The sequence below is a fragment of the Skermanella mucosa genome (genome assembly GCF_016765655.2).
Classification (GTDB): Bacteria; Pseudomonadota; Alphaproteobacteria; order Azospirillales; family Azospirillaceae; genus Skermanella; species Skermanella mucosa.
In genome coordinates, this window is sequence record NZ_CP086106.1 from 2,263,212 (window position 1) to 2,286,529 (window position 23,318).

Consider the following 23,318-nt stretch of genomic DNA (forward strand, 5'->3'; position numbering starts at 1 on the left):
TCAGACATGTTTCCGAAGCGGGCCGTTTTCGTCGGCATCAAGGACGGTCGAGCCCGACACTCGCCGCAACGTCCCGGATCGGAGTATGCGGACATGAAAAAGCCGGTCGAACCTGGGTCCGACCGGCTTTTTTACTGGTAGCGGAGGAGGGATTTGAACCCCCGACACAAGGATTATGATGTCTCCACCTAATGACTGCGATACGCCCGAACCTCTTGATCTTGCTGATCTTTTCGGTAGCGAAGACCGATCTGATAGGGGTTCTCTGCATTGACAGTCGGATGTGAGTCGGCACACTGCCACCTCCTCATCCCGATATCGTTGGCCTCGCCCATGCGGGTCATCGCGGTGCGGCGGAGATCCTGGAGCCGCAAGCCCGTCAGGCCCGCCTCCACCATGGTGGCCGTCCACCGCTCCTCGAACCGTCGCTGCTTGAAAGGCTCTCCACGGTGGTTCAGGAGGACGTATTCACCCACGCGGGGATGGGCATCCAAGGCATCCTGAGCGGGTTCATGACCAGGATGCTGACCGCCTGAGCGGTCTTGCCTTGGGTCAAGCTGATGCGACGACCGTCGTACTGTGAGCATTGGAGTCGGAGCAGATCCCCATGCCGGTGGGCCGTATAGAGACCCAGCAAGAGGTCCATTTGCATCGTTTGGTCAGCGACAGCCAGCAAGCTCCGTTGGTCATCGTATGACCACACCGGCCGGCGGGGCTGGACCGAAAGATGCTCGACAACGAGTACCGGGTTGAGCAGCATCCGTCGCCGCCGGATGTCGAAGCTGCACACGAGGCTCAAGACCGCGAGGGTTATGGTTGCAGTGCCGTGGATGCTGCCGGAAGGCTTCCTGGAGGGTGTAGACGTACTCGACGCCGCCCTCTCCGCCCAACCGTGCCAATGGTATGTCACCGATAAGCTTGATTAGCTCGCTCATCAAAAGTGGTGGCCGAAGACAGAACTAGGTTGAAAAGCTTGCATCTATATGAAAGATCTATAGGAATGATGACTATCGGATTGAACTGGCTGCAACGTGGATCATAACATATCAAAGGGTAAGTTGCAGGAAAGCCTGGGAGTCTGGCTCAGCAGACCAATTCCTGCACTCGCCCAAATCGACATAGCATCGGGCTACGCATCTTTGGGGACATCAACGGGTTTGGTGCGGACCGAGAATCAAGACAAGGTTCTAGCGGCCCGTATCCGCTCATCCTACAATCATGGGAAATCCACATACATTTTCGCGGTATGCGACGGCATGGGAGGGATGCAAGAGGGTGAACTTGCAGCCCGCATTGCAATGTCAACATTCGTTTCCGCTATGGTGGCAACTGACGACCGTCCACTTCAGGACCGAGTATGCGAGGCGGCTCATTATGCTAATGTAAGCGTCAACCGTAGACTTCAGGAACGCGGGGGAACAACATTAACTGCAGTAGCAATCGAATCGGAGACGGATGCACAAATATTTGCGGTACACGTAGGCGACAGTCGCCTCTACCGGTACGCGAAAAGTGCTGGTTTGCACCAGATTACGACGGATGACACATTAGCAGGACTTGTTAAAAATCGGAACGCCGCAGGCAATGAAGAAGTTCCCGGTCGCAAGGGGCTTCTACAATATGTTGGGATGGGCGAAGGTCTCGACCCGCACGTCATGAATTTGAAGTTCGGTCCAGAAGATGATCTCCTACTGCTAGTAACAGATGGCGTTTATGCAATTGGAGACGAGCTTTCGTCATCAATTTTGTATAATGCTGAGAGGCCATCGCTCGGCGTTCAGAGGTTGTTGAGAGTTGCGAACTGGACCGGCGGGCGTGACAATGCCTCTGCTGTTATATGTGATTTGAAGGCACTATTCCCTATCCGTCATGGACGCGACAACAGGCTATCTGGTGTAGAGGCTTACGATGCTTACGGCCAGTTTGACTTCTGGTGGCCTCCCGAAAGCGTTCATGAACATCCTGAGCGAGTGGGCCGTGAGCAAGCGGTAATAACTCCGAGGCAAAACCAGAAAAGGATTCCTAAGAGACGGCACAGCAAAAAGGTGCCTAGAATACAACCGATGCAAGAACCTGTTCATCAGTCAGAGCGGGTATTTGATGAGCGATCTACATCGGAAAAACCCAAGCCACAGATAAGGATTGACTTCACAGATGAGTAATCCACCACTGGTCCTTCCAGATCGCTATGAAATAAAAGGCGATCCTATGTCTGGCGGTATGGGCAGCGTCATTGTATGTCGCGACAACTTCCTTGAACGTCAGGTCGCAATTAAGGTGTTGCAAGAAGTGACAGAGTATCGCCGCCTCTCTGATGAATTGACTGCTCTGCAAAGTATACGGTCAAAGCACGTAGTGGAGATCTTCGATGTGATCACCGATACTTCAGGGAGAGCAGTTGGCATTGTTCAGGATTACATACCTGGCTTGGATTTATTCGCTGTTGCCAAAACGGGTCTGTCCAGCAACGCGTATTTGAAAACTATCTTCCAGATAGCATCTGGCATCTCTGATATCCACTCGCACGGCTTGATACATCGAGACATCAAGCCGAGCAATATGAAACTCGATGGAGAGGGTATAGTAAAGTTGTATGACTTCGGGCTGTCCCGATTCTCTGGAGTGGATTCCGCAACCAAAGGATTTGTGGGAACGGTCGGCTTCGCTGCTCCCGAATTGTATCAAACTGGTACAGCGGAGTTTTCAGAAGCGGTTGATACCTATGCCTTTGGAGCAACGGCATGGTACCTCGCGGAACGCACATTACCAGCCGCATTGATGGCAGTGCCGCCGGAGCCTTTTTCAACAGCCAGCAGCTTTTCTCAGTTGACTATAGGTATACCAACGACATTAACTGATATCCTTGACAGTACTTTGTCGGAGAGTCCTGAAGATCGACCGACAATGCAGGAAGTTACCGACGCTATTGGACGTCACCTTCTATATGGAAGGCATAGAGCTATACTTATTAATGGTCCGGCTGTGTATGAATTCACCAAAATAGGACAGGTGGTGACCATAGGCAATACCAAGGTTGGCTCACTTAAAATCCGGTACAATGGCTTTGGATACGTTGCCGAAAGTGTTCTCGATGAAGTATATGTTAATGCTTCACTTATATATGATGGATTTTTGTTTCCAGGATCTTGCGTAATTTCTATCGGGGCACCATATAGGGGCTTTGATAGAGCGTTTGTTACATTAGACATCTCTCAGCCGGAGGTTGTTCTGTGAGCATAGCAATTCACAAAACTGGTGATATTGTTGCTGATCGTTATGAAGTAATCTCATATGTTGGTGAAGGAGGCATGCAGCAGGTATTTAGAGCTAAAGACTTATCCCTGAAACGTATTGTTGCGGTAAAGACGCCAAAAAACAATACTGCTCAAAAGAGGTTCAAAAGAAGTGCCATTGTTAGTGCAAGGATCAACCACCCAAATGTGGCGAAAACGCTCGATTACCTTAGTTTCCAGGATCGAGACTATTTGGTTGAGGAATTTATTGATGGAAGAGATCTCAAGATTGTCCTCACCAATGAAATTCCCTTGCTTGACCCATATCTCTCAGCCAGAGTTCTACACTATCTCTCTAAAGGCCTGGCTGCGTCACATCATGTAGATGTAGTTCATCGTGACCTCAAGCCCAGCAACATTATGGTGGTTGGGGGACATGGTTTGTCACAAGTCAAGATAACAGACTTTGGAATCGCGAAGTTAGCCGAAGATGAACTTGCAGAAGCGAAGGAAGGAGGCGACGCATCTATCACTGGATCACAGACCATGGTAGGTGCCCTGCCTTACATGTCTCCTGAAATGATTGAGAGCCCCAGAGACGCTGGCAAACCGGCAGATGTTTGGGCTCTTGGAGCCATGATGTACGAGTTAATGAGCGGCAAGAAACCTTTCGGATCAAGTTTGAAGGCTATTCATGCAATAATTGAAGCAAAACCTCCTGCCATTCCTCCTGAGATATCGGCCAACTCGCAGATGTCTCTTCTTGGCAAGGAACTTTTCAGTATCGTTTCGTCTTGCCTTCAGAAGGATGAAGCCAGTCGGCCGACGGCTGATAGTTTAGTCAGCCAATGTGAACAATTATGCTACTCGATGGAGAGTCGTGAGATTGGCGTCCTCAGAGTTATGCAACGACCGACCTATGGGTTTATTCAAGATGCGTCAGGTCATGATGTTTTCTTCCATGTTGCAAGTGTCTACGGCCGCCAACCAGCAGTCGGAGAGAAGGTCAGTTTTGCAAGATTTCCTGGGGGCGAAGCGGATCGGGCTCATCCAGTGATTGCCTTGAGGTTACATTCTTAAAGCTTTCGTGCTGTTGTTAGAGCGGCATCTGATAAGGCTTCATATGCGGGTTAGCAGCCCAGTGACTTGAGCGATAATGCCGCCACACACACCCGAGTGAGCCTGATCAGGAATGGCTCAAGTTGCGGGATGAGGAGGTGGCAGTGTGCCGACTCACATCCGACTGTCAATGCAGAGAACCCCTATCAGATCGGTCTTCGCTACCGAAAAGATCAGCAAGATCAAGAGGTTCGGGCGTATCGCAGTCATTAGGTGGAGACATCATAATCCTTGTGTCGGGGGTTCAAATCCCTCCTCCGCTACCAGTTAAAACCCCTGCCAAGTCAAGCACTTGGCAGGGGTTTTTCGTTTGGCGGGCCAGTCGTCCGGCGATCAATCCGCGTTCCCTGTGCCGACCTTTGTACCGGGGCGGATCACCGCATGCAGGTCGTCGACTCTGAGGAAGACGTAGGCCCTTTCGGTCATGGCAACCGACTTGTGCCCCAACCACTTGCTGACCCGGTATAGGTCCATACCGTAGTCCTGTAGGAGGCGGCAGCCACAGGTTCGGCGGGATTGCGTCCGTCAAGCTGGTGTAAATTGGGAGGAGGCCATCAGCACCGTAGGTCAGGTCTTGGTCAGCGCGGCGAGGGCTGCTTCATCACTGGCGACCATGCCGGTCATGGTCTCAAGCGTCAGGTAACGATGTTGTAGTTGCCACTCGTCGTTTTGCTCGAGAAGTACAGCACCAACAAGCCTGCGAACACTGGCCTCGTTCGGGAAGATCCCGACGACATTGGTCCGGCGCTTTACTTCCTTGTTCAGGCGTTCGATCGGATTGGTCGAGTGCAATTTGCTACGATGGGGTTCAGGATAGTCCATGTAGGCGAGCACGTCGTGTTCGGCATCGTCAAGCAGGGCGGCGACCTTGGGAAAGCGTGGGCGGAGCTGATCGGCGACGTGGCGCCAGGCTTGTCCGGCAGTCTCGCGATCGGGCTGGACGAAGACCTGCCGGACAGCGGCCGAGACGACCGACTGCTGGCTTTTCGGCACATGGGCCAAGAGCGATCTCATGAAATGAACCCGGCACCTCTGCCAAGTGGCGCTCAGGACCTGGGTGATAGCCGCCTTGAGACCTTCGTGGGCGTCGGAGATCACCAGCTTCACGCCCTTCAGACCGCGACGGACCAGCCCCCGCAGAAACTCGATCCAGAAGGTGGCGGCTTCCGACTGGCCCAGGCCGAGCCCGAGGATCTCGCGGCGGCCGTCCTGGTTGACACCGGTGGCGATTATCGCCGCGATCGACACGATGCGGCCATTCTGGCGGACCTTGATGTAGGTCGCATCGAGCCAGAGGTAGGGCCACTCGCCGTCCAGCGGCCGCTCGAGGAAGGACAGCACGCGGGTGTCGATGTCCTGGCACAGGGCCGAGACCTGCGACTTGGAGATGCCGGTCATGCCCAGCGCCTGGACCAGGTCATCGACCTTGCGGGTGGACACGCCCTGGATCCACGCTTCCTGGATCACGGCCGTCAGCGCCTTCTCGGCGGTCTTGCGAGGCTCCAGGAAGGCCGGAAAGTAGGTGCCCTGGCGCAGCTTCGGGATCTTCAGGTCGAGCGTGCCGAGCCGGGTTTCCAGCTGACGATCCCGATGTCCGTTGCGGTATGTGGTGCGCTCGTCGGACCGCTCATGGCGCCCGGCGCCGATCAGGCCGTCGACCTCGAACTCCATCAGTCGCTGGAGCGTGTGAGCGGCGATGGCGCGCAGGAAGTCGCCATCGGTACTGGCCTGGATCTGGTCGAGCAGAAGTGTCATCGTATCCTTGGTCATCATGCCTCTCTCGGGGTCTGGTCTCGTGTCGCAACTCGACCTTACCTGAAGAGCGTGATGACCACCTCCACGTCGTTGCGGCCCCAGCGGCGGAGGGTTGAGGCGGCCCGGGCTCCGCTCTGCGAGCTCCACCCGGGCCGCCTCAACCCTTCAAGGGCCAATTTCCACCACTCCGTTGGACGTTACCTTCGGCGGAGATCATGCCATCGAAGATCGCTTATCCCAGCCCGCGATGCGGCCCCATCCAGCCCACGAGTTAGCCTGAGGTACCGTGATCCATCTGGTTTGCAGAACACGTAGGGCGAGGTCAGATGTCGTGGCTGCTGTGCCAGGATCTGTGCGGCCTGATCGGTGAGGGGGACCACCCTTGGATTGCTGGTCTTGGTTTTGGTGAGAGTGAGTTCGTGACGCCGCTGGTTGACCTGTGACCACTCCAGAGACAGTTGCTCCTCCAGGCGAAGACCGGTTTCGATAGCGAACCCGACCATCGGCTTGAGATAAGACCCCGCCGCAACGAGAAGCCGTTCCTGCTCCTCATGGCTCAGGTAGCGTCTTCGAGGGTCTCCTTCCTTCAAGAGTCGCCGGTCCAGGGTCCGGATCGGATTTGCATCAACCCACTCCCATGAGATAGCGAGTTGCAGCATCGATGAGAGGCAAGCCAGGTCGCGTCTGATTGTTGATGGCGATATGCCCTGTTTTCTCCGGAAGCTGACATAGGCTAGGATCTTCGTCTTCGTGACCTCATCCAGATAGGCCCCGACGAAGTGCGGGTTCAACATCTTTAGGCTGAAGAGGTATCGGCGGGCAGCTAGAGGTTTGAGCGATGGAAGGTGCTCGCCGATAAATCGCTCGACAGCCTCATCAAAGGTGTGACGGGGACGGCCGCCTCGGTCCAGCCGTCGGCGTTCCTCAACCAGTTGAGCAAGATACTGCTGAGCCACAACTTTCGACGAGGTTCGGGCTGACCTTCGGACCTCCTGTCCGTGCCATGTAAACCGGACCCACCATGTCCGCCCCCGCTTGTAAACCGCTGCCACGTAGATCCTCCTGCACCGGCAAATCCAGTTGTCCATGCAGGACGGTCCCATAGACCGAGCCGCTGTCAATCTGACCACTGGTTCCGCTTTGGATCGGCCCTAGAACATACCAGTCGGAGTCCGGTTTGGTGGAGCCGAGGAGGGGCATGTGAGGGCCTTGGCTGCTGAGGACAGTGCTATTGTCTGCCGCCTACTATACTGAGCCAAGCTTTGTGTCGCGGCAGATTTGGATTGCCGAAATGGCTGGGCCAACTCGCCATTCTATCAGACCATGTTCCTTGGCTCATTATTCCCGTTTTTGATTTTTCCGGGGGTGTTCCTGCAATTTGGACCCGCGGGGTGAGGATTGTTCATGGTGACCCTCGTCGCGGCAATCGAGCCCCGACTGAATGAGGGTTATGGAATGAGCCTTGTCACCAAGTTCGCTGGACAGCCGGATGTTGTCGGTATCCTCGAGGAGATTCGCCTGGGTACAACGGCCCTGGACCGTGCAGCCCCTGCCAACTTCGCCGACACCGTACTGGCCCGGCTCCCGGTCGAGAACCTGAGCCCCGACGATGTTGATGTCGTCGCGGAGTTCTTGAAGGGTGAGGTCGGCCTGAACGTCAACCTGACCAAGCGAAAGATCGCCAGGGCCAAGGTCGCCGAGGTTCTGGGATTTTTCCCGACGAGCCTTGCTGAATTCATTCGGGCCTACACCGATCAGTTTGGCTTGGAGCCGACGCTCAAGGACAGGGTCCGGGTTACCAAGCGGGTGTTGATCCGGGCGGACGGTAGCGAAGTCCGCCTCCAGGAGACCGACGACGAGTACCTCGACCGCTTCAACGAAATCTGGAGTCCGCGGGAGATCGACGTGAGGCGGGTCGTCGATCAGATGAAGATCTTCAACGAGGATCACAAGCTCGGCTTCACCGAGGCCGGCATTGAGCGGGCTTGGAACGAATGGGTGGTGCAGAAGCGGGCGGAGATCCTGTTCTGGCTCGCTGACAAAGTGGGCGGCGGCATTCAGGAAGATGAGCACGCCGAGACAGACCAGCAGTGGGACCTGTTCCTCCAGGCTGTGCTGGCCGACTACGACCAGGATCATCACCTGGTCAAGGCTGTCCTCCAGCACTTCATCTGGCAGGTCGGCCGGAAGATCCGGGGTATGACGGTCGGCAATCACATGATGCCGGTGATCATCGGCCAGCAGGGTGGCGGCAAGACCGAGATGGTCAAGCGGTTCCTGTCGCCGCTCGGCGACGCCTGGGTGGACAGCGACTGGGACTGTCGGGAATTCCGTGCTTGGCGGGGCGGGTTCAGTATCAGGCGGTCATCGCCTTTGCGAACCGGTCGCCGAAGATGACAGCCATCTGGGCTTTGGCGGCCGTCCATTCCCGGGGCGGCATCTTCCAGTCTTTCTCCGCGCGGTTCAAGACGAGAAACAGGGTAATTGCTCACGGGGTTGGCGGATCGCGAGCCGTCAGGTGACGGCGAAGGTTCCACCGACGAGGTGGCGTACGGCGGTCCAGGCGGATTGACCTTGCCGACGCGCCGTTCCTGTCACGGATCGATACCCGGCGTGGATGCCGGGTCCCCAGTCGGATCGGAAGCCGTTGGTGACCTTGCGGAAGACCACGGACGGGCGAATTTCCTGCTCGCTGGCGTTGTTGGTCGGCGGCACGCGGCGGTCGGCGAGGAAGACGAAGAACTTGCCGCGCCATGCCTTGACCAGCCGCTGCAACTCGCGTCCGGCCGGATGGGCGGCGGGGGTACCGACCAGGGCATCGAGGCCGCGCTCGGCCTTTGCGGCGTAGGCGGCAAGCGTGCTGTCCTTCAGGCCCGGTCTTCGTTTGCCGACGCGGATGGCCCAGAGCAGGTGATCGCGGATCCTGGGTGCGACCATGGTGTCGCCGCAGTCGATGGCGTACTGCACGTCCCTGAGAACGTGGGCCAGGCAGACCTGGTGGACCCGTCCCAGTTCCTGCTGCCCGGCGTAGCGGTCGGAGATCCAGACCTCGGGCCGATGCCCGCCCAGGATCCCGGCGGCCACCGCCCGGGCGCGGCTGGGGGCGATGGTGTGCAGCACGGCTTGCCCGGAATGGAACACCCATTGCCAGTGGATCACGCCGTTGACCCGCGTCGTGGTCTCGTCCGAGGCGATGACGGAAGCCCCCAGGAGTTTGGCCTTGATCGCCGCGCAGGCCGTGTCGAACGCCGTGCCCATGCGGCGCAACGCATTGGCGATGGCGCCCTCTGAGATCGTCAGTCCGAACAACTCCTCCAGCATCCGCGACAGCCGCTCGAAGCCGACATGATGGCTGTGGTGCAGATAGGCCAGCAGTGCCCGGATGCCCGGTCCGAACGGGGTGCCCGGCGGCATGGCGGCGGGCGGGGCGGCCCGGTAGCGCCGCCCGCAATCGCCGCACCGGCCGCCGAACAGCTCGACCCGCGTCACCACCGGGCGGATCACCGGAAGGTCGATGTGGTCGTAGCGGTGCCGGCACCGCTGGGCGCTCTCGGGCACCGCCGTCCCGCAATGCGGGCAGCCCTCGACCAGGCGGCGCTCGGTCCGGTCCGGATCGTCGGCCAGCGGGCGCGATACTCCGGGGCGCGACGGCCGCGGCTTGCGCCGGCGCTTGGCGTCCGCCGTACGCGACGCACCGCCGGGGCCGTCCTGCGACGGCGGAATGTGCGAATTGGCCGACGTCTTCCGCGGCTTCCCGATCAGCGCTTCCAGTTCGGCAACCCGCGCCGCCAGACGCTCGATCAGCGCCGCCTGCTCGACCAGCAGGGCGTCCTTCTCAGCCTCACTCAGACGGTAACGCGGCGGTTTCTCCATCCCATCCTTGACTCATATTCCAAGCCGCAGCGCAACCCTTTTCGCCAACCCCGTGAGCAATCACGAAACAGGAGCTTCAGCGCGGCCTCGTCATTGGGGAAATGCCCCCTGGCCCGGACCGCCCGGCGCAGCTTTGAGTTCAACGCTTCAATGGCATTGGTCGTGTAAAGGATGCGCCGGACCTCGCGCGGGAAGGCAAAGAAGGGGATGACCTCCGGCCACGCCCGCCGCCAAGCCTTGCCGATGGCCGCGTATTTTTCGCCCCAAGGCCCGGTCTCAAAGGCGCTCAGAGCCATCTCGGCGGCCTTGTCGTCGACAGCGTCGTAGACCGTCTTCAGGGCGGCGGCGATGGCCTTGCGGTCCTTCCAGGACGCGAACTCCATGCTGTGGCGCAGCAGATGAACGACGCAAGTCTGAACAATCGTCTCCGGATAGGCAGCCGCGATCGCCTCGGGAAAGCCTTTCAGCCCATCGACGACGGCCAGCAGGATGTCCTCCACACCCCGGTTCTTCAACTCGTTCAGGACGCGCAGCCAGAACTTGGCGCCCTCGTTCTGTTCGATCCACAGGCCCAGCACCTCCTTGGCGCCGTCGGCCCGCACGCCGATGGCGACATGGATGGCCTTGTTGCGGACCAGACCTTCGTCGCGGATCTTGACCCGGATGGCATCCAGGAACACCAGGGGGTAGATCGCCTCCAGCGGCCGGTTCTGCCAGGCCGTCACCTCCTCGATCACGGCGTCCGTCACCGTGGAGATCAGGTCGGCCGACACCTCGATGCCATAGAGCTCCCGCAGGTGTCCCGTGATCTCCCGGGTTGACATGCCGCGTGCGTACATTGAGATGATCTTCTCGTCGAAGCCGGGGAAGCGCCGCTGGTATTTGCCGATCAGCGCCGGATCGAACGTCCCCGACCGATCGCGGGGAATGGACAGACCCATCGAGCCGCCATCGGTCAGCACCGTCTTGTGGCCGTAACCGTTGCGACGGTTGCCGCTCTCATCTCCAGCCAGATGATGATCCAGCTCCGCCTTCAGCGCCCGCTCCGTCAGCGCCTTCTTCAGCTGGTCGAGCAGGCCGTTCTGGTCGAATGCCGTCTTCGCATCGGCTCCAGCCAGCAGCTGGTCAAGGATCGCGTCAGGGATAACAGGATCTTTGCGTCGGGCCATTCAGGGTCTCCTTCTGTTTCAGGATAACCCCGCCAAGCACGAAATTCCCGATAGTCCCCAGCGACTTCGCCAAGCTGGCCGACGACCGACACAGTGAGGTCCTGGGCAGCCTTCCCGTGCACTTCCTCGATGAGATGTCGTATGCGAGCCGAGCGGACATTGAGGTGACCAAGCGGAAGATCACCACGGATCAGATCACCTACCGCCCGCTCCATGGCAATGCCACCAAGACTCTCCGGAACATCGCAACCTTTATCGGGTGCTCGAACCAGCCGCTGGGCCACTCGATCCAGGACCCGACCGGAACGCGGCGGTTCTACGCCATCGCGGCCCGTGACCGTCTCGATTGGAAGGTCATCAACGATATTCGTTGGGATCTCCTCTGGAGGTCGGTGGCCTGCATTGACGCGAGCCCGCTTGATGCGGTCCGCGACGCCGTCGCGGCCGAGCAGGAGGCTCATCGCGTACTGGGGCCGGTCGAGGAGTGGTTGACTGCGTTCGACCGGCAGGACCACCTCTATGTGCAGGTCGGCAAATGGGAACCGGCCGAGGAGGTGTTCTACGCCTTCACGGCGTTTGACCAGAGGATCAATCCGGGCCGGCCGACCAACTTCCGCAGCTTCGGCATCGAGATGACCCGGCTTGCCGCCCTGGCGGATACGCGGGTCGAGAGGAAACGGGACAGCGGAGGCGTCAAGTACCGGGTTCTGCCTCGCCCGCAGGGGTGACCGGCGACGCGGGTGTAGGAATGTAGGAAGTGCAGGAGCCGGGCCGAAGTTCGGCCCGGCTGCCGCCTGGGCGAGTCTGAGTCTCAGACTTCTGCTTCCTTCCTACACTTCCTACACTAAAGAGAAAAAGTATAGATAGAACAAGGGTTTAGTGTAGTGCAGGTGCGATATAGCTGTGTAGGAACCTGGCTCAGGTCTGGCCCTGCCGCTCTCTAGTGCAGCCACGCCGCCCCGGAACGGCGATAGGCGTCACCGCCACTGAGCGACCAAGCACTCACTCGACCTTCACCGCCACCTCCCGAGTGAATGCCCCTCTGACGTCAATCACGTCAAAGTCATTTACCCACCACATTAGCGAAATCGCAGAAAAGTACTCATCTGACCAAACAGTAATTTTGCTTCTCCCTGATCAGATGCTTCAAATTACCCTTACCGCAGCGGATGGCTACGGTTCGAAACACATAGAAAGGTTGTTTACCATGGACGTTAAGCTTCTCAGACATCTGCTCACTATGCACAAGCACAAGGCTGTCGTGGACGCAGAGAACACGGCATTGCGGACGGAGGTCGAAAGCCGATCCCATATCACCAGAATCGATGTCCGGACCTGCTGGATCGACAAGCTCTCGTCGTCGGCCGGACGCGTTCCTGGTCAATACAGCATTGCTCCGGGTCGGGTATGGTGGTCGGGAGGAAACTGCTATCGCACCTTCATCGTAGGGTGTGACGACCTGGCGGTGCTTACCCTTGCCAGACTTCGCTGGCACTGCGTGCCCGGTGGGAAGATCGGCTTCGAGTTCCCGCAGGACTGAGGTCATGCTCCAGCCGGCGCCTGCGGCGCCGGCTGGAGCAACCAACAGGCATGCTCAGGACAAAACCGATCCCAGCGTCAGTTCCAGGCATCCTGCAGCCGGTCGCAGATCTCAACCGACTGGCAGCCGCACTGGACAGCAATCCGATCTGCATCCGGCTTGGCGTCAAGGATAACGACATCATCACGATCCTGGGCGAAGGCTCGGAACCGGTTCCAGTCAGTCGGATCAAGGTAGAGGACTGCGACGTGCTCATGACGATGGCTGCGTCGTTTGCTAATGAACTCGTGGGCTCGCATGCTGAACTCCGTGACGGGCGACGCCGAGGTGCGTCCCGGTATTTACCCGCCGAGAGCCAGTCCGGCACAGTCTTGGGCTCAGACTGTGCCGGACTGGCTCTCGGCGACCATGGACTGCCTGACCCGCGAGACCGCTGTCGGACTGACGCCGGTCAACCGGGCCACCTGCCGCACGCCGGCACCGCCGGCCAGGGCCTGCCGGACGCTCTCAAGCTTGCCCGCCGGCATCGGCGGTCGACCGATGCGGCGACCCTGACTACGAGCCCGGTCGAGCCCGGCCATGACCCGCTCCCGGATCATCGATCGTTCGAACTCGGCGAACACCCCCAGCAGTTGGAACATCATTCGGCCCGACGGTGTCGAGGTGTCGAGGCCCTGCCGGTGCAGGTAGAGATCAATCCCGCGGGCTTGGATGTCGGCCAGAAAACCCACGAGATCCTGGAGCGACTGGCCGAGTCGGTCCACGCTCCACGCCGCGATCAGGTCGAACTCCCGGCGTGCCACCCCCTTCAGCAGGGCGTCAAACCCTGGTCTCTGCTCCCGACCCTTCGCACCGCTGATCCCCTCATCGACATGGACGGCCACGACGACCCAACCCAACCGCTCGCCCATCGCCTGGAGAGCGACGAGTTGGTTCTCGACTGTCTGGTGCCGATCCGTCGACACCCTGGCGTATATGGCGACCTTCTTCATGCCGATCACCGTCGCACAGGCCCAGCCGCTGTCAACTAACCGGGTGGTTGTGGGACACCGCAGAAGAGGCTCCGGAAGCCAGGAAATATGCGACGCTGGGGACCCGGTTGGCGGAGGGGGTTTTGGGACATCCGCCACAGGAGGAGTGTCAAGGGAGCAAGCAGGGGAAGTGGCTCTCGCCACCTCCCCACCAGTGCCGAAAACTGTTTCCAGAAACAGTTCGGAGCTAGGTTAAGAGCCGCTGACTGGCTGGAGCCCGAGGTCTTCCACGATCACTACGTCGCCCAAAATTGGGGTATCAAACTGCTGCTGATAGGTCGCGAGTATCTGATCCCGAAGGGGATGCTGATCGATGCGAAGATTGGACATCTCCATGTGGAGCCGGGCTTGCCAGTAGGCAGTGGCCCGAGGATTCGACGGCAAGTTTAAGACCCGCCCCTCTTCGTGTACGATCATATAGGTGATCTTGCCCTTGAAAGGAATCATGACTTTTCCATAATGGCCACCTACCCAGCTTTGTATTTCTTTGAAGTCAATGTTGGAAAATTTTTTCTGTGGCATTTTTCTAACGGTGATTTCCAAATCTGGATTGGCAGGCACAAAATGCAGGCATACCAATTTCTCTTTTGATTTGTTTCTCTTCATGTTCTTCTGTCCTTCTTGTTTGCAAAAATAGTATAATGGCAGACTCAACAATAGAGAAGTACTTTATGAACGGATTATTACATTACATGAATATTCTAAGGCATTGTAGTTGTGTGGTGAGATGCGGCACTTCACGGGCATTATCCCATGCCGTAACGAGGCCATTGTGCCTATATTGGGCTGATCCAAGCGAAACCTTTAGTGTGGTGACACAGATACCGGTTCTCATGCATTCTCCGTTGGCTGATCCCCTCATACGCGAAAGGCCCTACGGCGGTCATCATGAGAAGCTCCATGGTTATTGTCGGAGGCGTTCAGGGAGAGGCGGGGGCACGTTACCAAACTGACCTCAGTCCGACACCGCACCCTCCTGGGGATTTGCCGTAAGCTGATGGCTCCGGGCCTGTATCGAAACCAGGAACTGGAGGGTCGCCAGCTTCTCCAGCGGTTGCTCGGACGGGTAGAATGGCCGTCTGCCCTGGAGGTCATCATTGGCGTACTGCTCGCGGCTCGTATGTGCGACCAGGATATCGACCCCAGAGTCAGGGCCATCATCGCTGTCGTGGACATCGGCACCAACCCGGAGGACTACTTGGTCGAGGTCCTTGAGGAACCGTTCAACCATGACCTACAGGATGCCGACGGGATTGCAGCGTTCATGGTGAGTCTCGTTCAGGCACCGGCTGCAGAAATACTCTCGACCGTCAGCAATACGAATGCCTGATCGACAGACGTGGTGTTCGCCTGCAACTGCCTCTCGGCAAAGCCCGGGTGGTGAAGTTGACAGCAGTCCCAACTGTGCGACGCTCGAGGTATGCGTCGCCTCATCCTCACCCCTGTACGTCTTATCGAGCTTCCTGACGGGCAGAGCCACGCGGAGTTCGTTCGACAGGGCGGACCTGATGGACTCCGACTCCGCGACTACGGCGACGTCGTCCAGGTCCACTTAGAGGCGTTGCTGGACCATGACGCCGGGGAAGTCGAGGCGGTGGTTCGGGTCGCCCTGGCAAGGCCGGTTGATGTCGGGTGGTACTCGTAGAGGACAGGCATGAACGACCTCATCTGGGCCTACATGAATCCTTACAATACGGGGTTGCCGATGGCGATTTGGATCGGCCAGCACGGCTGCCGACGGCCGCCACGTGGCTTACGCCAGCCTATCCGGGCAAACCAGCAACACGGCAGTATTCCGAAGTACATTGACATCGAGGAGGCCGAGACAGCCGAGATCGAGGTCGAGAGCGGTGAAGTTACACAGGGCAGCCTCACGGGCGATGACTTCAACCTCGTCCGGCAGTGGCTCACATCAAACCGCGAGGTTCTCGCCAAGGAATGGCTGGGGAAGATCTTTACACACCTGCTGCCATATCATCTCATAAAGCTTCACGACAGCGGCTATCCGCCGCTTGATTTCCGGCCGAGGACCTCCATCGAGGCGTTCGTCGCCCACCTGGGCTGGCCCATGACCGATTACGTCCGGGAGGTCTGCGACCACCTACGGTCCTACAACCACTTCATCGCGTGCGATAACGATCGGTACTGGCGGCTCCAGGATGGCATCGAGAGCTTCTGCTACAAGGTCGGCCGACTGGATGTTGATTGGTCGATGGGTCACCTCATCGTTGGTGATGACGAGTTCACCCGCGTGTACTGTGTCTTCGCCTTCAGGAGCCGCGACGCCCGAGACGCGGTGATGGTCCGCTTTCGCCGAGCCGCCCACATCCTGGTTCCGGGGCCGGGCTGAGCCATGGCGACCTCCTACTCCCGCCATCTTCCGGGTCGGCGTCGTGAAGGCTTTGGGCCACCGTTCCACTGCCGATCGTGGATCTACACCGTCCAGCGTGTCCTGCCCCACTGGGATCGCGATGGGTGGGCCGCCCAAACCATCGGCCGACCGATCTTGATTATGGGTTATCCCGGCAGCAACCAATACCGCAAGCCGGTCCGGCAGCAGCTTTTCGATCGCCGGCACGAGACCCTATGGCCCCGCATCCCGGCTTGTAGGGACGACACGATCTTCGCCATCAGCCGCTTCCATCACCGAGTTCTGAAGATCGGGCCTTGGAACCCGCACCCATGCCAAACCTGGGCCAAGCTCGACCGTGACGCCACCGGGGTTGAGGGTATAATTCGCATCTGGTCCGTCCACCCACAAGTCAGCCCGCCATACGCCGAGTACTTCGAGGGGTTCGCGACGGATCGCCGCGACCCGGACTTCAGGGTCTTCCTGTTCGACGACCCGTTGCCAGCGGACGTCCGGTCGCCGGCAGCGGCCAAGCGGCAAGCCGCGGCGGTCGTTTGATGGGTCGGCCTGAACCGTGAGAGGCTGCTGACCCTCGCGAAGAAGGCGGTCTGGTGGAACTTTGACTATGAGAAACAATTTTTTCGAGGGTTCCGACCGCTCACAGTTGAGGATTGAGATGCCTAATCCCCTTAAGTGCTATTCGCGGCGGGCCTACCTTGCTTAGGGAGGTAGCAATAGGCCTTGTTAAAAAAGAAGGCCAACGAGTCCTAGTTATTTTTCTCGTCAAATGCTATCGAGAACAACCAAGATGAAGCAAAATGATGACTAGAGATTACAGATCCCTCATGGTGTTATTCATCGCCTTGCCGGCCGATGAACAGCGACCTGTCGTTGATGAGATCCTGCATCAGGCAGACAGCCTCTTGATCGATGGCAAACCAGCGGTGGACTACCGAGTTCGCCCTAGCCCGACAGGATATTCAATCGAATTGAGCACATCAGAGCCTTTCGTGGATGATGACGAATGACTGCCATCATGCATTCCGGCCCGTCGCCGCTTACGGCATCGATGTCAAGGAGAAGGCGATGATCGATGTCGCAGCGATATTCCTGGCGTGGCTCGACCGCACCCCGCTGCCGGTGAGGATCATGGTCGCGGATATCAGTCTCAGCCGCGTGAAATTCAGCATTGATGGCTGGGCCTGCCTCCAGGGTTCCCTCAACCATTGCGGGATCAACATCTATGCCATGCGTGGCGGGGAATGCTGGGACATCATTTGGGACAGCGACATTTCACCGAAGGAGTTCGATAGCGGCTGGGGCTGCGGCCTGTGCATCGATGCTTGGCAACAGGGATCGTACCCGAAACCACCGTCCTATGCGTCGCCCGAGGCTCTGTGGGTCGAGCACACGCTGGAACCCTTTCGCGACTGGCTGGAGAAGCTTGTGGCGTCGGCCGGCGTTGCTTTCGTCGACTATGACGGAGCAACTGCTGCTTGGCTGTTGCTGGAGGGCAAGCCGATTCCGGAACGGGCGGTAGAGGTCGTCGGAAGGTACTTGCCGTTAGAGGAGTTAGACGCATGACTCTGGCTGAACCCATTCCCGAACTGTCGGTCGTCAGGGTTTCCGGTCAGCAGGGCACGATAGTCCATGTGCATCGCAACGGCGAAGCCTACGAGGTCGAGTTCAGCAATCCCTCGCGGGTCGATACCGTTCTGGCCCGTGAAATCCAGGCTGTGGTCTGGGTTCCTCCTGATAACTGATCAGTTCCCGGTCTGATCGGACTACTGGCCGAGCGGCACGACACCATCGTGTCGATCACGCTGGACTGGCGGATCGCCTAGGGGATCCGTGCCGATTTCCGCTTGCTGATGGGCACCGATACCATCACGCAGCACCGGATTCATCTGCTCCGCTACGATGTCGCGACCGACCGCGTCGTCGCCTATATGTCCCGCTGCTGGCCGATTTCGCCCTAGAGACGTTCGATCCCGCAGCGGTCACCTGGAAGATCATCGACCGGCACGGCGACCGTCTGCCGATCCAGGTCCGCCTCGACGCTGCCCGGCGGGAGTAGGAGATGATCGTCGACATGGCGAGCCTCGCTCCAGAGGTCCTGGCGTTCGAAACCGACCTGTAGGGTTAAGGCTTCTTGAAGAGCAAGGACTTCTATTTTTCCACTGGGATATCCAGACCGGCAGATTTCAGGCCGGCTGTAGCTCTCGACGCCTATCGGAGCCAGGGCAACGGCCGGCTGGCGGGTAGCGATGAGGATATGGAACCAGCACGCCATTGCGGTGCGGCATTTTCTCCGGGGACGCTCCACCCAACGACCAATTTCACCGCGACAGTGCCGACCATGCTGTGATAGCTCGGATCGACACGCTCCCATGGACAATGTCATGATCACGATCAGCCGAAACTTCGCCAGGATTCTGACCGATTATGTCGGCAGGCTCCAGAACCATGAATTCTTCGAAGCCGCCATGGCAATGGCGGCAGCGATCATCTGGGCCGATGGCCATCTGCATGCGACCGAGCAGGACAAGCTGGAGAGGTTCATCGGGACCTCACCGCTGCTCCAGCCCTTCACGCCCGACCGGCTGCTCAACACCTTCCATCACTACAGCGAGATGCACCGCCTGCACGGCCACAAGGGCACAGAGGGGGTCCGGCAGGCCGTGCTGCGGGTCCACGACGAGGACCAGCAGGTGCTGCTGCTGAAATTCGCCCTCGTGCTTGCCAAGGCTGACGACCCGGTCTTGCACGACGACGAGGAGCGGGTGATCCGTGAGTTCTGCCACCTGCTGAACATCCACGAGGACGAGATTTTCGGCGAGATCGAGGACGCCGCCTAGTGAGGGACAGGGGGGCCTCGGGCTAATCGGGCAGGCGTCCGCAAATGCCCCGACCTCGAACAGACCACACCAGTATCGCACAGGTATGCCGGATCGCCGGTATAGAGTAGTAGCTTAGGAGGGCACATCACCCAGAGCCTCGGCTTGGTTGGCAAAGCCAAAAAGGAACCAGATGAATAAGGTTGATGTGGTCGCCCTGGTCCGTAATGCTCGTAGAGCATGTGTTCGACACGTAGGTGGGCCGTCATGAAGATTGGTCTCTACGCGGGTTCCTTTGACCCCTTTCAACTTGGCCACCTGGACGTTGCAATCCGGGCCGCCAGACTGCTCGATTCCCTCTACATAGGAGTCGGCGTGAACCCGGAGAAGCACGGCGGGCTCTTCGCTCCCATGGATCGGGTAGAAATGGTCCGGCAAACGCTGAACTGGCATCTACAGAGTACACCAAACGATGCCCCGGCCATCGACCGCGTTCAGGTTGTCCAGTACAACACTTTGGTGAACGAAGCCGCCGACCAGTTCGGTGCCCACTATCTGGTGCGAGGCATGCGAGCAAGCGACGACTTCAGCGAGGAGTGGGATCTCGCTGGTGTTCTATACAAGACGGCTCCGCACCTGGAGTTTGTCCACCTCATGGCCCGACCCGCCCACATCTTCGAGAGGAGCAAATACGTCCGCCAACTCGCGATGTTCGGCTCCCCTGACCTGGAGAAGTTTGTCGCTCCACCGGTTGCCCACGCTCTCCAGACCAAGTTCAGCAAGTCGCCCTGATCATTCTCGGCTCCCCGAAAAACCCGGCTCAAGACAGTGACAGGTAACGCATTACACTGATGGTTGTCACAGCTTTGCCGAAATTTCTCGTCAATACGAGACGGCAACCCAAACCGCCACCGGCTGTTATTCTCTCACCGGACCACAGGAGAATGGTGCAAGGAGCAATGCCATGCGGATACCTGCTGCGATATGCCTGGGTTTGGCCCTGCTGTTGGGCGGCTGCGGTGACAGCGACGATGACGATGATGACCGGCAGGGCGGGATTTCCCAGCAGCAGAATGATGACGACGATGATGATTAGCTCTGGTACTAGAGGACCATAAAGACAGGTCATCGGTCACTCCCGGGGATCGTCGTTGCATTTGAGATCGGATTCCAGGGGGGCGAGCGGCCTAGTCCTACTGGCCGGCTATTACCAGCAGACCATCCGCTACGACGCCGGGCTCGTCCCCCCTCCCAGCGATTCCCGTGGTGGGCGACCTGTTCCGCTACACCGTGGCCCCACTTGTCGGTGCCGCCTTGATGCCGGCGAACCTCAAGGCGATGTTCTCACCCCTGCCGGTTCCGCATCGGTTCAGCGAGGCATTCCCCCATGCCTTCCCGGTTCGACCGGGCCAGATCCGGGCCCAGTCACGGGACGCCGTGACGATGATGCCGGGGGTGCACGACTTGGAGGAGCAGGTTCGCGGCCTCGACATCCCGGTGTTCATTATGGCCGACGATCATGATCGCATTGTAAACCACGAGGATCACGCGATCTGGCTACATGAATGGACTCCACAGAGCACCCTTGAGATCGTTCAGAATGCCGGGCACATGATGCACTACGCGGCCCCGCTTCAGGTCACCGCGGCCATCGATACAGTGTCGCAGAAGGCCACACGAATGCTGGGAGAGCCGGTGGCCTAAGGCTGGATCGCGAGGAGGTTCATGCCCCTCCGACTTGATCATGGGTCTTTCCTGGCCGCCTGGGCATTGGCGTAGATGGCGTCCTGCCGATCCGACGTGAACTTGGAGGCGTTTTATGAGACTGGTCAGCACCTGTTGAAGGCTGCGACGATCCCCGAGCACAGTTGCCGGAGACTAGGCATGTCGATCCAACCTGTGCCGGGCATCGCCCACCGAGAAATCAGTCCATCCAATCGCCTCATTGAGGATCTCTCGAAGGCGGACTGGTTCCTCGTGATGCTTCAGATGCCCTACCTTGATCTTCGCCATGCGAAGCAAGTCGTTGATCGGATCTAGCAGGTTCTTGCCGTTGTAGTGAAGATCTTCAACCTACTCTTGGTAACGATCAGCCAGCGGGCCGAAAAACTCCTCCATCATAACCTCGCTGAACCCGATAATCGCATTCGAGGGACCGAGACCTACACTCGGCAGGAATCCGGGTCCGGCTCAGTTTATTGGACGCTTGAGGCAATTCCATGGTTAATCAAATGTTAACGGCATTTTAACAAGTCGCCTATATGTGTAATAGAGCGTCCTCACACATACAGACTTCAAGGCAATGCTGGACTACGTTCTTAGCTCCGCGTCATTCCTGCCGCACGGCTTCTGCCTACTCTGGCGGCCGGACCTCGTGGCCTTGCATGTTGCGTCCGACATCACGACCGGCTTGGCCTACTTCTCGATCCCGTTTGTGATCCTCAGGTTTCTGAAGCGTCGGCCGGATTTCGAGTATCGCTGGGTAGCCTACCTGTTCGCCGCCTTCATCGTCCTGTGCGGCACCACGCATTTCGCATCCGTCGCCATGCTCTGGAAGCCCTATTACGGCCTCGACGGTTTGCTGAAGCTGATGGCCGCCATCGTGTCGGTTACCACTGCGGCCCTCCTCTGGCCCTTACTGCCCAAGATCCTTGCCATCCCGAGTCCCCGACTGCTCGCCGAAGCCAACAGCCGGCTCGAAGCGGAGATCCTGGAGCGGCGTGCGGCCGAGGCGGAACTCCAGCAAGCTCGCGATGACCTGGAGCGTCTGGTCGCCGAACGGACCGTTGAACTCGCCCGCAGCGAGGAGCGGGCTCGCCTCGCCGCCGAGGCGGGTAACATCGGGACTTGGGACTGGGATTTGACCACCGGCATGGTGACGCGGTCACCAGAGTGTCTGGCGTTGTTCGGCCACGCTTTGGATGGCTCTCCGGCGGTCGATGCCTTTTTCCGCTGCCTGCACCCCGACGACCGGGTGCGGGTGCGGCGGGAGACCAAGGAGGCCCTTGTCAGTGGAAAATGGCGATCCGAGTTCCGGGTCATCCTGCCGGATGGGAACACCCGTTGGTTCGACTGTCGCGGCAGTGTGCTGTACGAAAAGATCTTGGGCGAGCTTGAACCGGTCCGCTTCGTCGGTACCATCTCGAACATCACCGAAAAGATCGGGGCTGCCGAGGCCATGCACGCGTCGCTGGTCGAGAAGGAGACGCTCCTTCGGGAGATTCACCACCGGGTGAAGAACAATCTCCAGACCCTGCTGGCTCTGCTCCAGATGGAAAAGCGACAGGTCAGCGATCCGGCTCTAGCCTCTCGGTTCGACGCCATGCGATCCCGCATTCAGGTCATGGCCAGCATCCACGAGAACCTCTACTCCTCGGATGGCCTCTCGGCGGTCAACATGGGCAAGCAGATGACCAGCCTCTGTGAGGGCCTGCGGCAACTCGGATCGGGCCTGAACCGGATCGAGATCGTCACCGACGTCGAGGACCTTTTCTGTTCCATCGACCTGGCGGTTCCGCTGGGCGTCCTGGCGAACGAGATCGTTACCAACGCGGTGAAGCACGCATTCCCGGACAGCCGGACAGGGCGAATAGAGGTCTCGCTGCGGCATCGCGGGCAGGACGTGCTGCTCAGGGTTCGGGATAACGGGATTGGCGATGCCTGCAAGGCAAAAGGCGGCATCGGCAAGCAGTTAATCACCGCCTTGGCCGGACAATTGAGAGCCGACATCAGCGTTGATGTCCAGGCAGGCACCCTGGTCCAGGTCAGGCTCCCAGCGGAAGACTTCAAGCGACACTCCACAAAGCCAGCCTTGTTACCTGCCGTACCTTTAGACCAGTATTGTTACAGCGTGTGATATCCGCGACAGCATTAGGTTGCACAGCTACCAGCAGGGGACACCAGCGTCAGGAAGTTGTTAGCTCCTCGTCATGTCGGCCGCAGCCAATCCGGACAGGGCCGATGCACCCTCCAGGGAGTGCTGATGAAGATCCTGATTGCCGAAGACAACGCCCTGGTTGCCCTCGACCTGGAGCAGCAGGTGACGGATGCTGGACATACTGTCGTCGGTATTGCGGGCACAGCAGCCGAAGTGCTTGGCTTGGCTACGGATTATGGTGCCGATCTGGCCCTGATGGACGTTTCCTTGGCGGACGGGTCGAGCGGCATCGACGCGGCCGTGGTTCTGAAGGACCGTTTCGGCGTCCCCAGCATCTTCGTAACCGCGGCACTGCCTGATCGACCGGAAGTGCGTCGGGTCGCCATCGGGCACCTGAACAAGCCTTATACCGAGGAGGAGGTCGTCGCGGCGATACAGGCCGTCGAGGCGACGCTGCGAGGTGAGCCTCCACGCTCCCTGCCGCCGAGGATGCGTTTGTTCGCGTGATACGCTTCTGTCAGGCCAGTCCTTGGC

General features: G+C 58.9%; 26 protein-coding genes. 17 read left to right on the top strand and 9 right to left on the bottom strand.

Features of this window, described 5'->3' with window-relative positions:
* Positions 1-1,058: 1,058 nt before the first annotated feature.
* The 3 genes from JL100_RS10185 to JL100_RS10195 are packed head-to-tail and all read left to right on the top strand — an operon-like array spanning position 1,059 to position 4,313.
* Positions 1,059-2,162, top strand: a complete 1,104-nt coding sequence (locus JL100_RS10185) for a PP2C family protein-serine/threonine phosphatase (RefSeq protein ID WP_228421177.1) — start codon at positions 1,059-1,061, stop codon at positions 2,160-2,162.
* Positions 2,155-3,234: a serine/threonine-protein kinase gene (locus JL100_RS10190; RefSeq protein WP_202685765.1), complete on the top strand. Its 1,080-nt coding sequence runs from the start codon at positions 2,155-2,157 to the stop codon at positions 3,232-3,234. The genes JL100_RS10185 and JL100_RS10190 overlap by 8 nt, the downstream gene beginning before the upstream one ends.
* Positions 3,231-4,313, top strand: a complete 1,083-nt coding sequence (locus tag JL100_RS10195) for a serine/threonine-protein kinase (RefSeq protein ID WP_202685764.1) — start codon at positions 3,231-3,233, stop codon at positions 4,311-4,313. Before JL100_RS10190 ends, JL100_RS10195 begins: the two co-directional genes overlap by 4 nt.
* A gap of 606 nt (positions 4,314-4,919) precedes the next feature.
* Here the strand turns inward: JL100_RS10195 and JL100_RS10200 are convergent.
* The gene (locus JL100_RS10200; protein ID WP_202685841.1) at positions 4,920-6,122 is read right to left on the bottom strand and encodes an IS256 family transposase; all 1,203 of its coding nucleotides are present in this window, start codon (positions 6,120-6,122) and stop codon (positions 4,920-4,922) included.
* Positions 6,123-6,304: 182 nt separating this feature from the next.
* Positions 6,305-7,195: a tyrosine-type recombinase/integrase gene (locus tag JL100_RS10205; protein WP_228421178.1), complete on the bottom strand. Its 891-nt coding sequence runs from the start codon at positions 7,193-7,195 to the stop codon at positions 6,305-6,307.
* 316 nt (positions 7,196-7,511) lie between these two features.
* Between JL100_RS10205 and JL100_RS10210 the strand changes: the two genes are divergently transcribed.
* Complete coding sequence (locus JL100_RS10210; protein WP_228421179.1) at positions 7,512-8,504, top strand: hypothetical protein; 993 nt, start codon at positions 7,512-7,514, stop codon at positions 8,502-8,504.
* 117 nt (positions 8,505-8,621) lie between these two features.
* Here the strand turns inward: JL100_RS10210 and tnpC are convergent, their stop codons facing one another.
* Together tnpC and JL100_RS10220 are read right to left on the bottom strand one after the other, a co-directional pair.
* On the bottom strand, positions 8,622-9,980 hold the full coding sequence (gene tnpC / locus JL100_RS10215) for an IS66 family transposase (RefSeq protein ID WP_202685838.1): 1,359 nt from the start codon (positions 9,978-9,980) through the stop codon (positions 8,622-8,624).
* Positions 9,953-11,149: an IS256 family transposase gene (locus tag JL100_RS10220; protein ID WP_407696977.1), complete on the bottom strand. Its 1,197-nt coding sequence runs from the start codon at positions 11,147-11,149 to the stop codon at positions 9,953-9,955. Before JL100_RS10220 ends, tnpC begins: the two co-directional genes overlap by 28 nt.
* 116 nt (positions 11,150-11,265) lie before the next feature.
* Between JL100_RS10220 and JL100_RS10225 the strand changes: the two genes are divergently transcribed.
* Together JL100_RS10225 and JL100_RS10230 are read left to right on the top strand one after the other, a co-directional pair.
* A complete protein-coding gene (locus JL100_RS10225; RefSeq protein ID WP_407696978.1) occupies positions 11,266-11,877 on the top strand; it encodes a VapE domain-containing protein in 612 nt (203 codons plus the stop codon).
* 479 nt (positions 11,878-12,356) lie between these two features.
* Positions 12,357-12,689, top strand: coding sequence for a hypothetical protein (locus tag JL100_RS10230; RefSeq protein ID WP_202685817.1), 333 nt, complete (start codon positions 12,357-12,359; stop codon positions 12,687-12,689).
* A 77-nt stretch (positions 12,690-12,766) separates the two neighbouring features.
* Here the strand turns inward: JL100_RS10230 and JL100_RS10235 are convergent, their stop codons facing one another.
* The 3 genes from JL100_RS10235 to JL100_RS10245 all read right to left on the bottom strand — a co-directional run bounded on the left by JL100_RS10235 (position 12,767) and on the right by JL100_RS10245 (position 14,326).
* Positions 12,767-12,988: a hypothetical protein gene (locus JL100_RS10235; protein ID WP_202685816.1), complete on the bottom strand. Its 222-nt coding sequence runs from the start codon at positions 12,986-12,988 to the stop codon at positions 12,767-12,769.
* A 78-nt stretch (positions 12,989-13,066) separates the two neighbouring features.
* Positions 13,067-13,681, bottom strand: coding sequence for a recombinase family protein (locus JL100_RS10240; RefSeq protein ID WP_202685815.1), 615 nt, complete (start codon positions 13,679-13,681; stop codon positions 13,067-13,069).
* A 231-nt stretch (positions 13,682-13,912) separates the two neighbouring features.
* A complete protein-coding gene (locus tag JL100_RS10245) occupies positions 13,913-14,326 on the bottom strand; it encodes a DUF3846 domain-containing protein (RefSeq protein WP_202685197.1) in 414 nt (137 codons plus the stop codon).
* Between the two features lie 391 nt (positions 14,327-14,717).
* Here JL100_RS10245 and JL100_RS10250 point away from each other — a divergent pair, with 391 nt between their 5' ends.
* The 5 genes from JL100_RS10250 to JL100_RS10270 all read left to right on the top strand — a co-directional run bounded on the left by JL100_RS10250 (position 14,718) and on the right by JL100_RS10270 (position 17,833).
* Positions 14,718-15,050, top strand: a complete 333-nt coding sequence (locus JL100_RS10250) for a hypothetical protein (protein ID WP_202685198.1) — start codon at positions 14,718-14,720, stop codon at positions 15,048-15,050.
* A 324-nt stretch (positions 15,051-15,374) separates the two neighbouring features.
* The gene (locus JL100_RS10255; RefSeq protein WP_202685199.1) at positions 15,375-16,070 is read left to right on the top strand and encodes a hypothetical protein; all 696 of its coding nucleotides are present in this window, start codon (positions 15,375-15,377) and stop codon (positions 16,068-16,070) included.
* Positions 16,071-16,073: 3 nt separating this feature from the next.
* Positions 16,074-16,628 (top strand): hypothetical protein, encoded by a 555-nt coding sequence (locus tag JL100_RS10260; RefSeq protein ID WP_202685200.1) that lies wholly within the window; start codon positions 16,074-16,076, stop codon positions 16,626-16,628.
* A gap of 456 nt (positions 16,629-17,084) precedes the next feature.
* On the top strand, positions 17,085-17,654 hold the full coding sequence (locus JL100_RS10265) for a hypothetical protein (RefSeq protein WP_202685201.1): 570 nt from the start codon (positions 17,085-17,087) through the stop codon (positions 17,652-17,654).
* Entirely contained in the window at positions 17,651-17,833 is a 183-nt protein-coding gene (locus tag JL100_RS10270) for a DUF4926 domain-containing protein (protein ID WP_202685202.1), read from the top strand. The genes JL100_RS10265 and JL100_RS10270 overlap by 4 nt, the downstream gene beginning before the upstream one ends.
* A gap of 212 nt (positions 17,834-18,045) precedes the next feature.
* Here JL100_RS10270 and JL100_RS10275 read toward each other — a convergent pair whose 3' ends face one another.
* A complete protein-coding gene (locus JL100_RS10275; RefSeq protein ID WP_228421180.1) occupies positions 18,046-18,363 on the bottom strand; it encodes a hypothetical protein in 318 nt (105 codons plus the stop codon).
* A gap of 109 nt (positions 18,364-18,472) precedes the next feature.
* Here JL100_RS10275 and JL100_RS10280 point away from each other — a divergent pair, with 109 nt between their 5' ends.
* Positions 18,473-18,928, top strand: coding sequence for a tellurite resistance TerB family protein (locus JL100_RS10280; protein WP_228421181.1), 456 nt, complete (start codon positions 18,473-18,475; stop codon positions 18,926-18,928).
* Between the two features lie 246 nt (positions 18,929-19,174).
* A complete protein-coding gene (gene coaD, locus JL100_RS10285; RefSeq protein ID WP_202685204.1) occupies positions 19,175-19,699 on the top strand; it encodes a pantetheine-phosphate adenylyltransferase in 525 nt (174 codons plus the stop codon).
* A 28-nt stretch (positions 19,700-19,727) separates the two neighbouring features.
* Here the strand turns inward: coaD and JL100_RS10290 are convergent, their stop codons facing one another.
* The gene (locus JL100_RS10290) at positions 19,728-20,036 is read right to left on the bottom strand and encodes a hypothetical protein (protein ID WP_202685205.1); all 309 of its coding nucleotides are present in this window, start codon (positions 20,034-20,036) and stop codon (positions 19,728-19,730) included.
* A 137-nt stretch (positions 20,037-20,173) separates the two neighbouring features.
* Between JL100_RS10290 and JL100_RS10295 the strand changes: the two genes are divergently transcribed.
* The 4 genes from JL100_RS10295 to JL100_RS10310 all read left to right on the top strand — a co-directional run bounded on the left by JL100_RS10295 (position 20,174) and on the right by JL100_RS10310 (position 23,291).
* Positions 20,174-20,611, top strand: coding sequence for an alpha/beta fold hydrolase (locus tag JL100_RS10295; protein ID WP_202685206.1), 438 nt, complete (start codon positions 20,174-20,176; stop codon positions 20,609-20,611).
* Positions 20,612-20,791: 180 nt separating this feature from the next.
* Positions 20,792-20,947, top strand: a complete 156-nt coding sequence (locus JL100_RS10300; RefSeq protein ID WP_202685207.1) for a hypothetical protein — start codon at positions 20,792-20,794, stop codon at positions 20,945-20,947.
* A gap of 262 nt (positions 20,948-21,209) precedes the next feature.
* Complete coding sequence (locus JL100_RS10305) at positions 21,210-22,763, top strand: sensor histidine kinase (RefSeq protein ID WP_202685208.1); 1,554 nt, start codon at positions 21,210-21,212, stop codon at positions 22,761-22,763.
* Positions 22,764-22,889: 126 nt separating this feature from the next.
* Positions 22,890-23,291: a response regulator gene (locus JL100_RS10310; protein ID WP_202685209.1), complete on the top strand. Its 402-nt coding sequence runs from the start codon at positions 22,890-22,892 to the stop codon at positions 23,289-23,291.
* Positions 23,292-23,318: the final 27 nt, after the last annotated feature.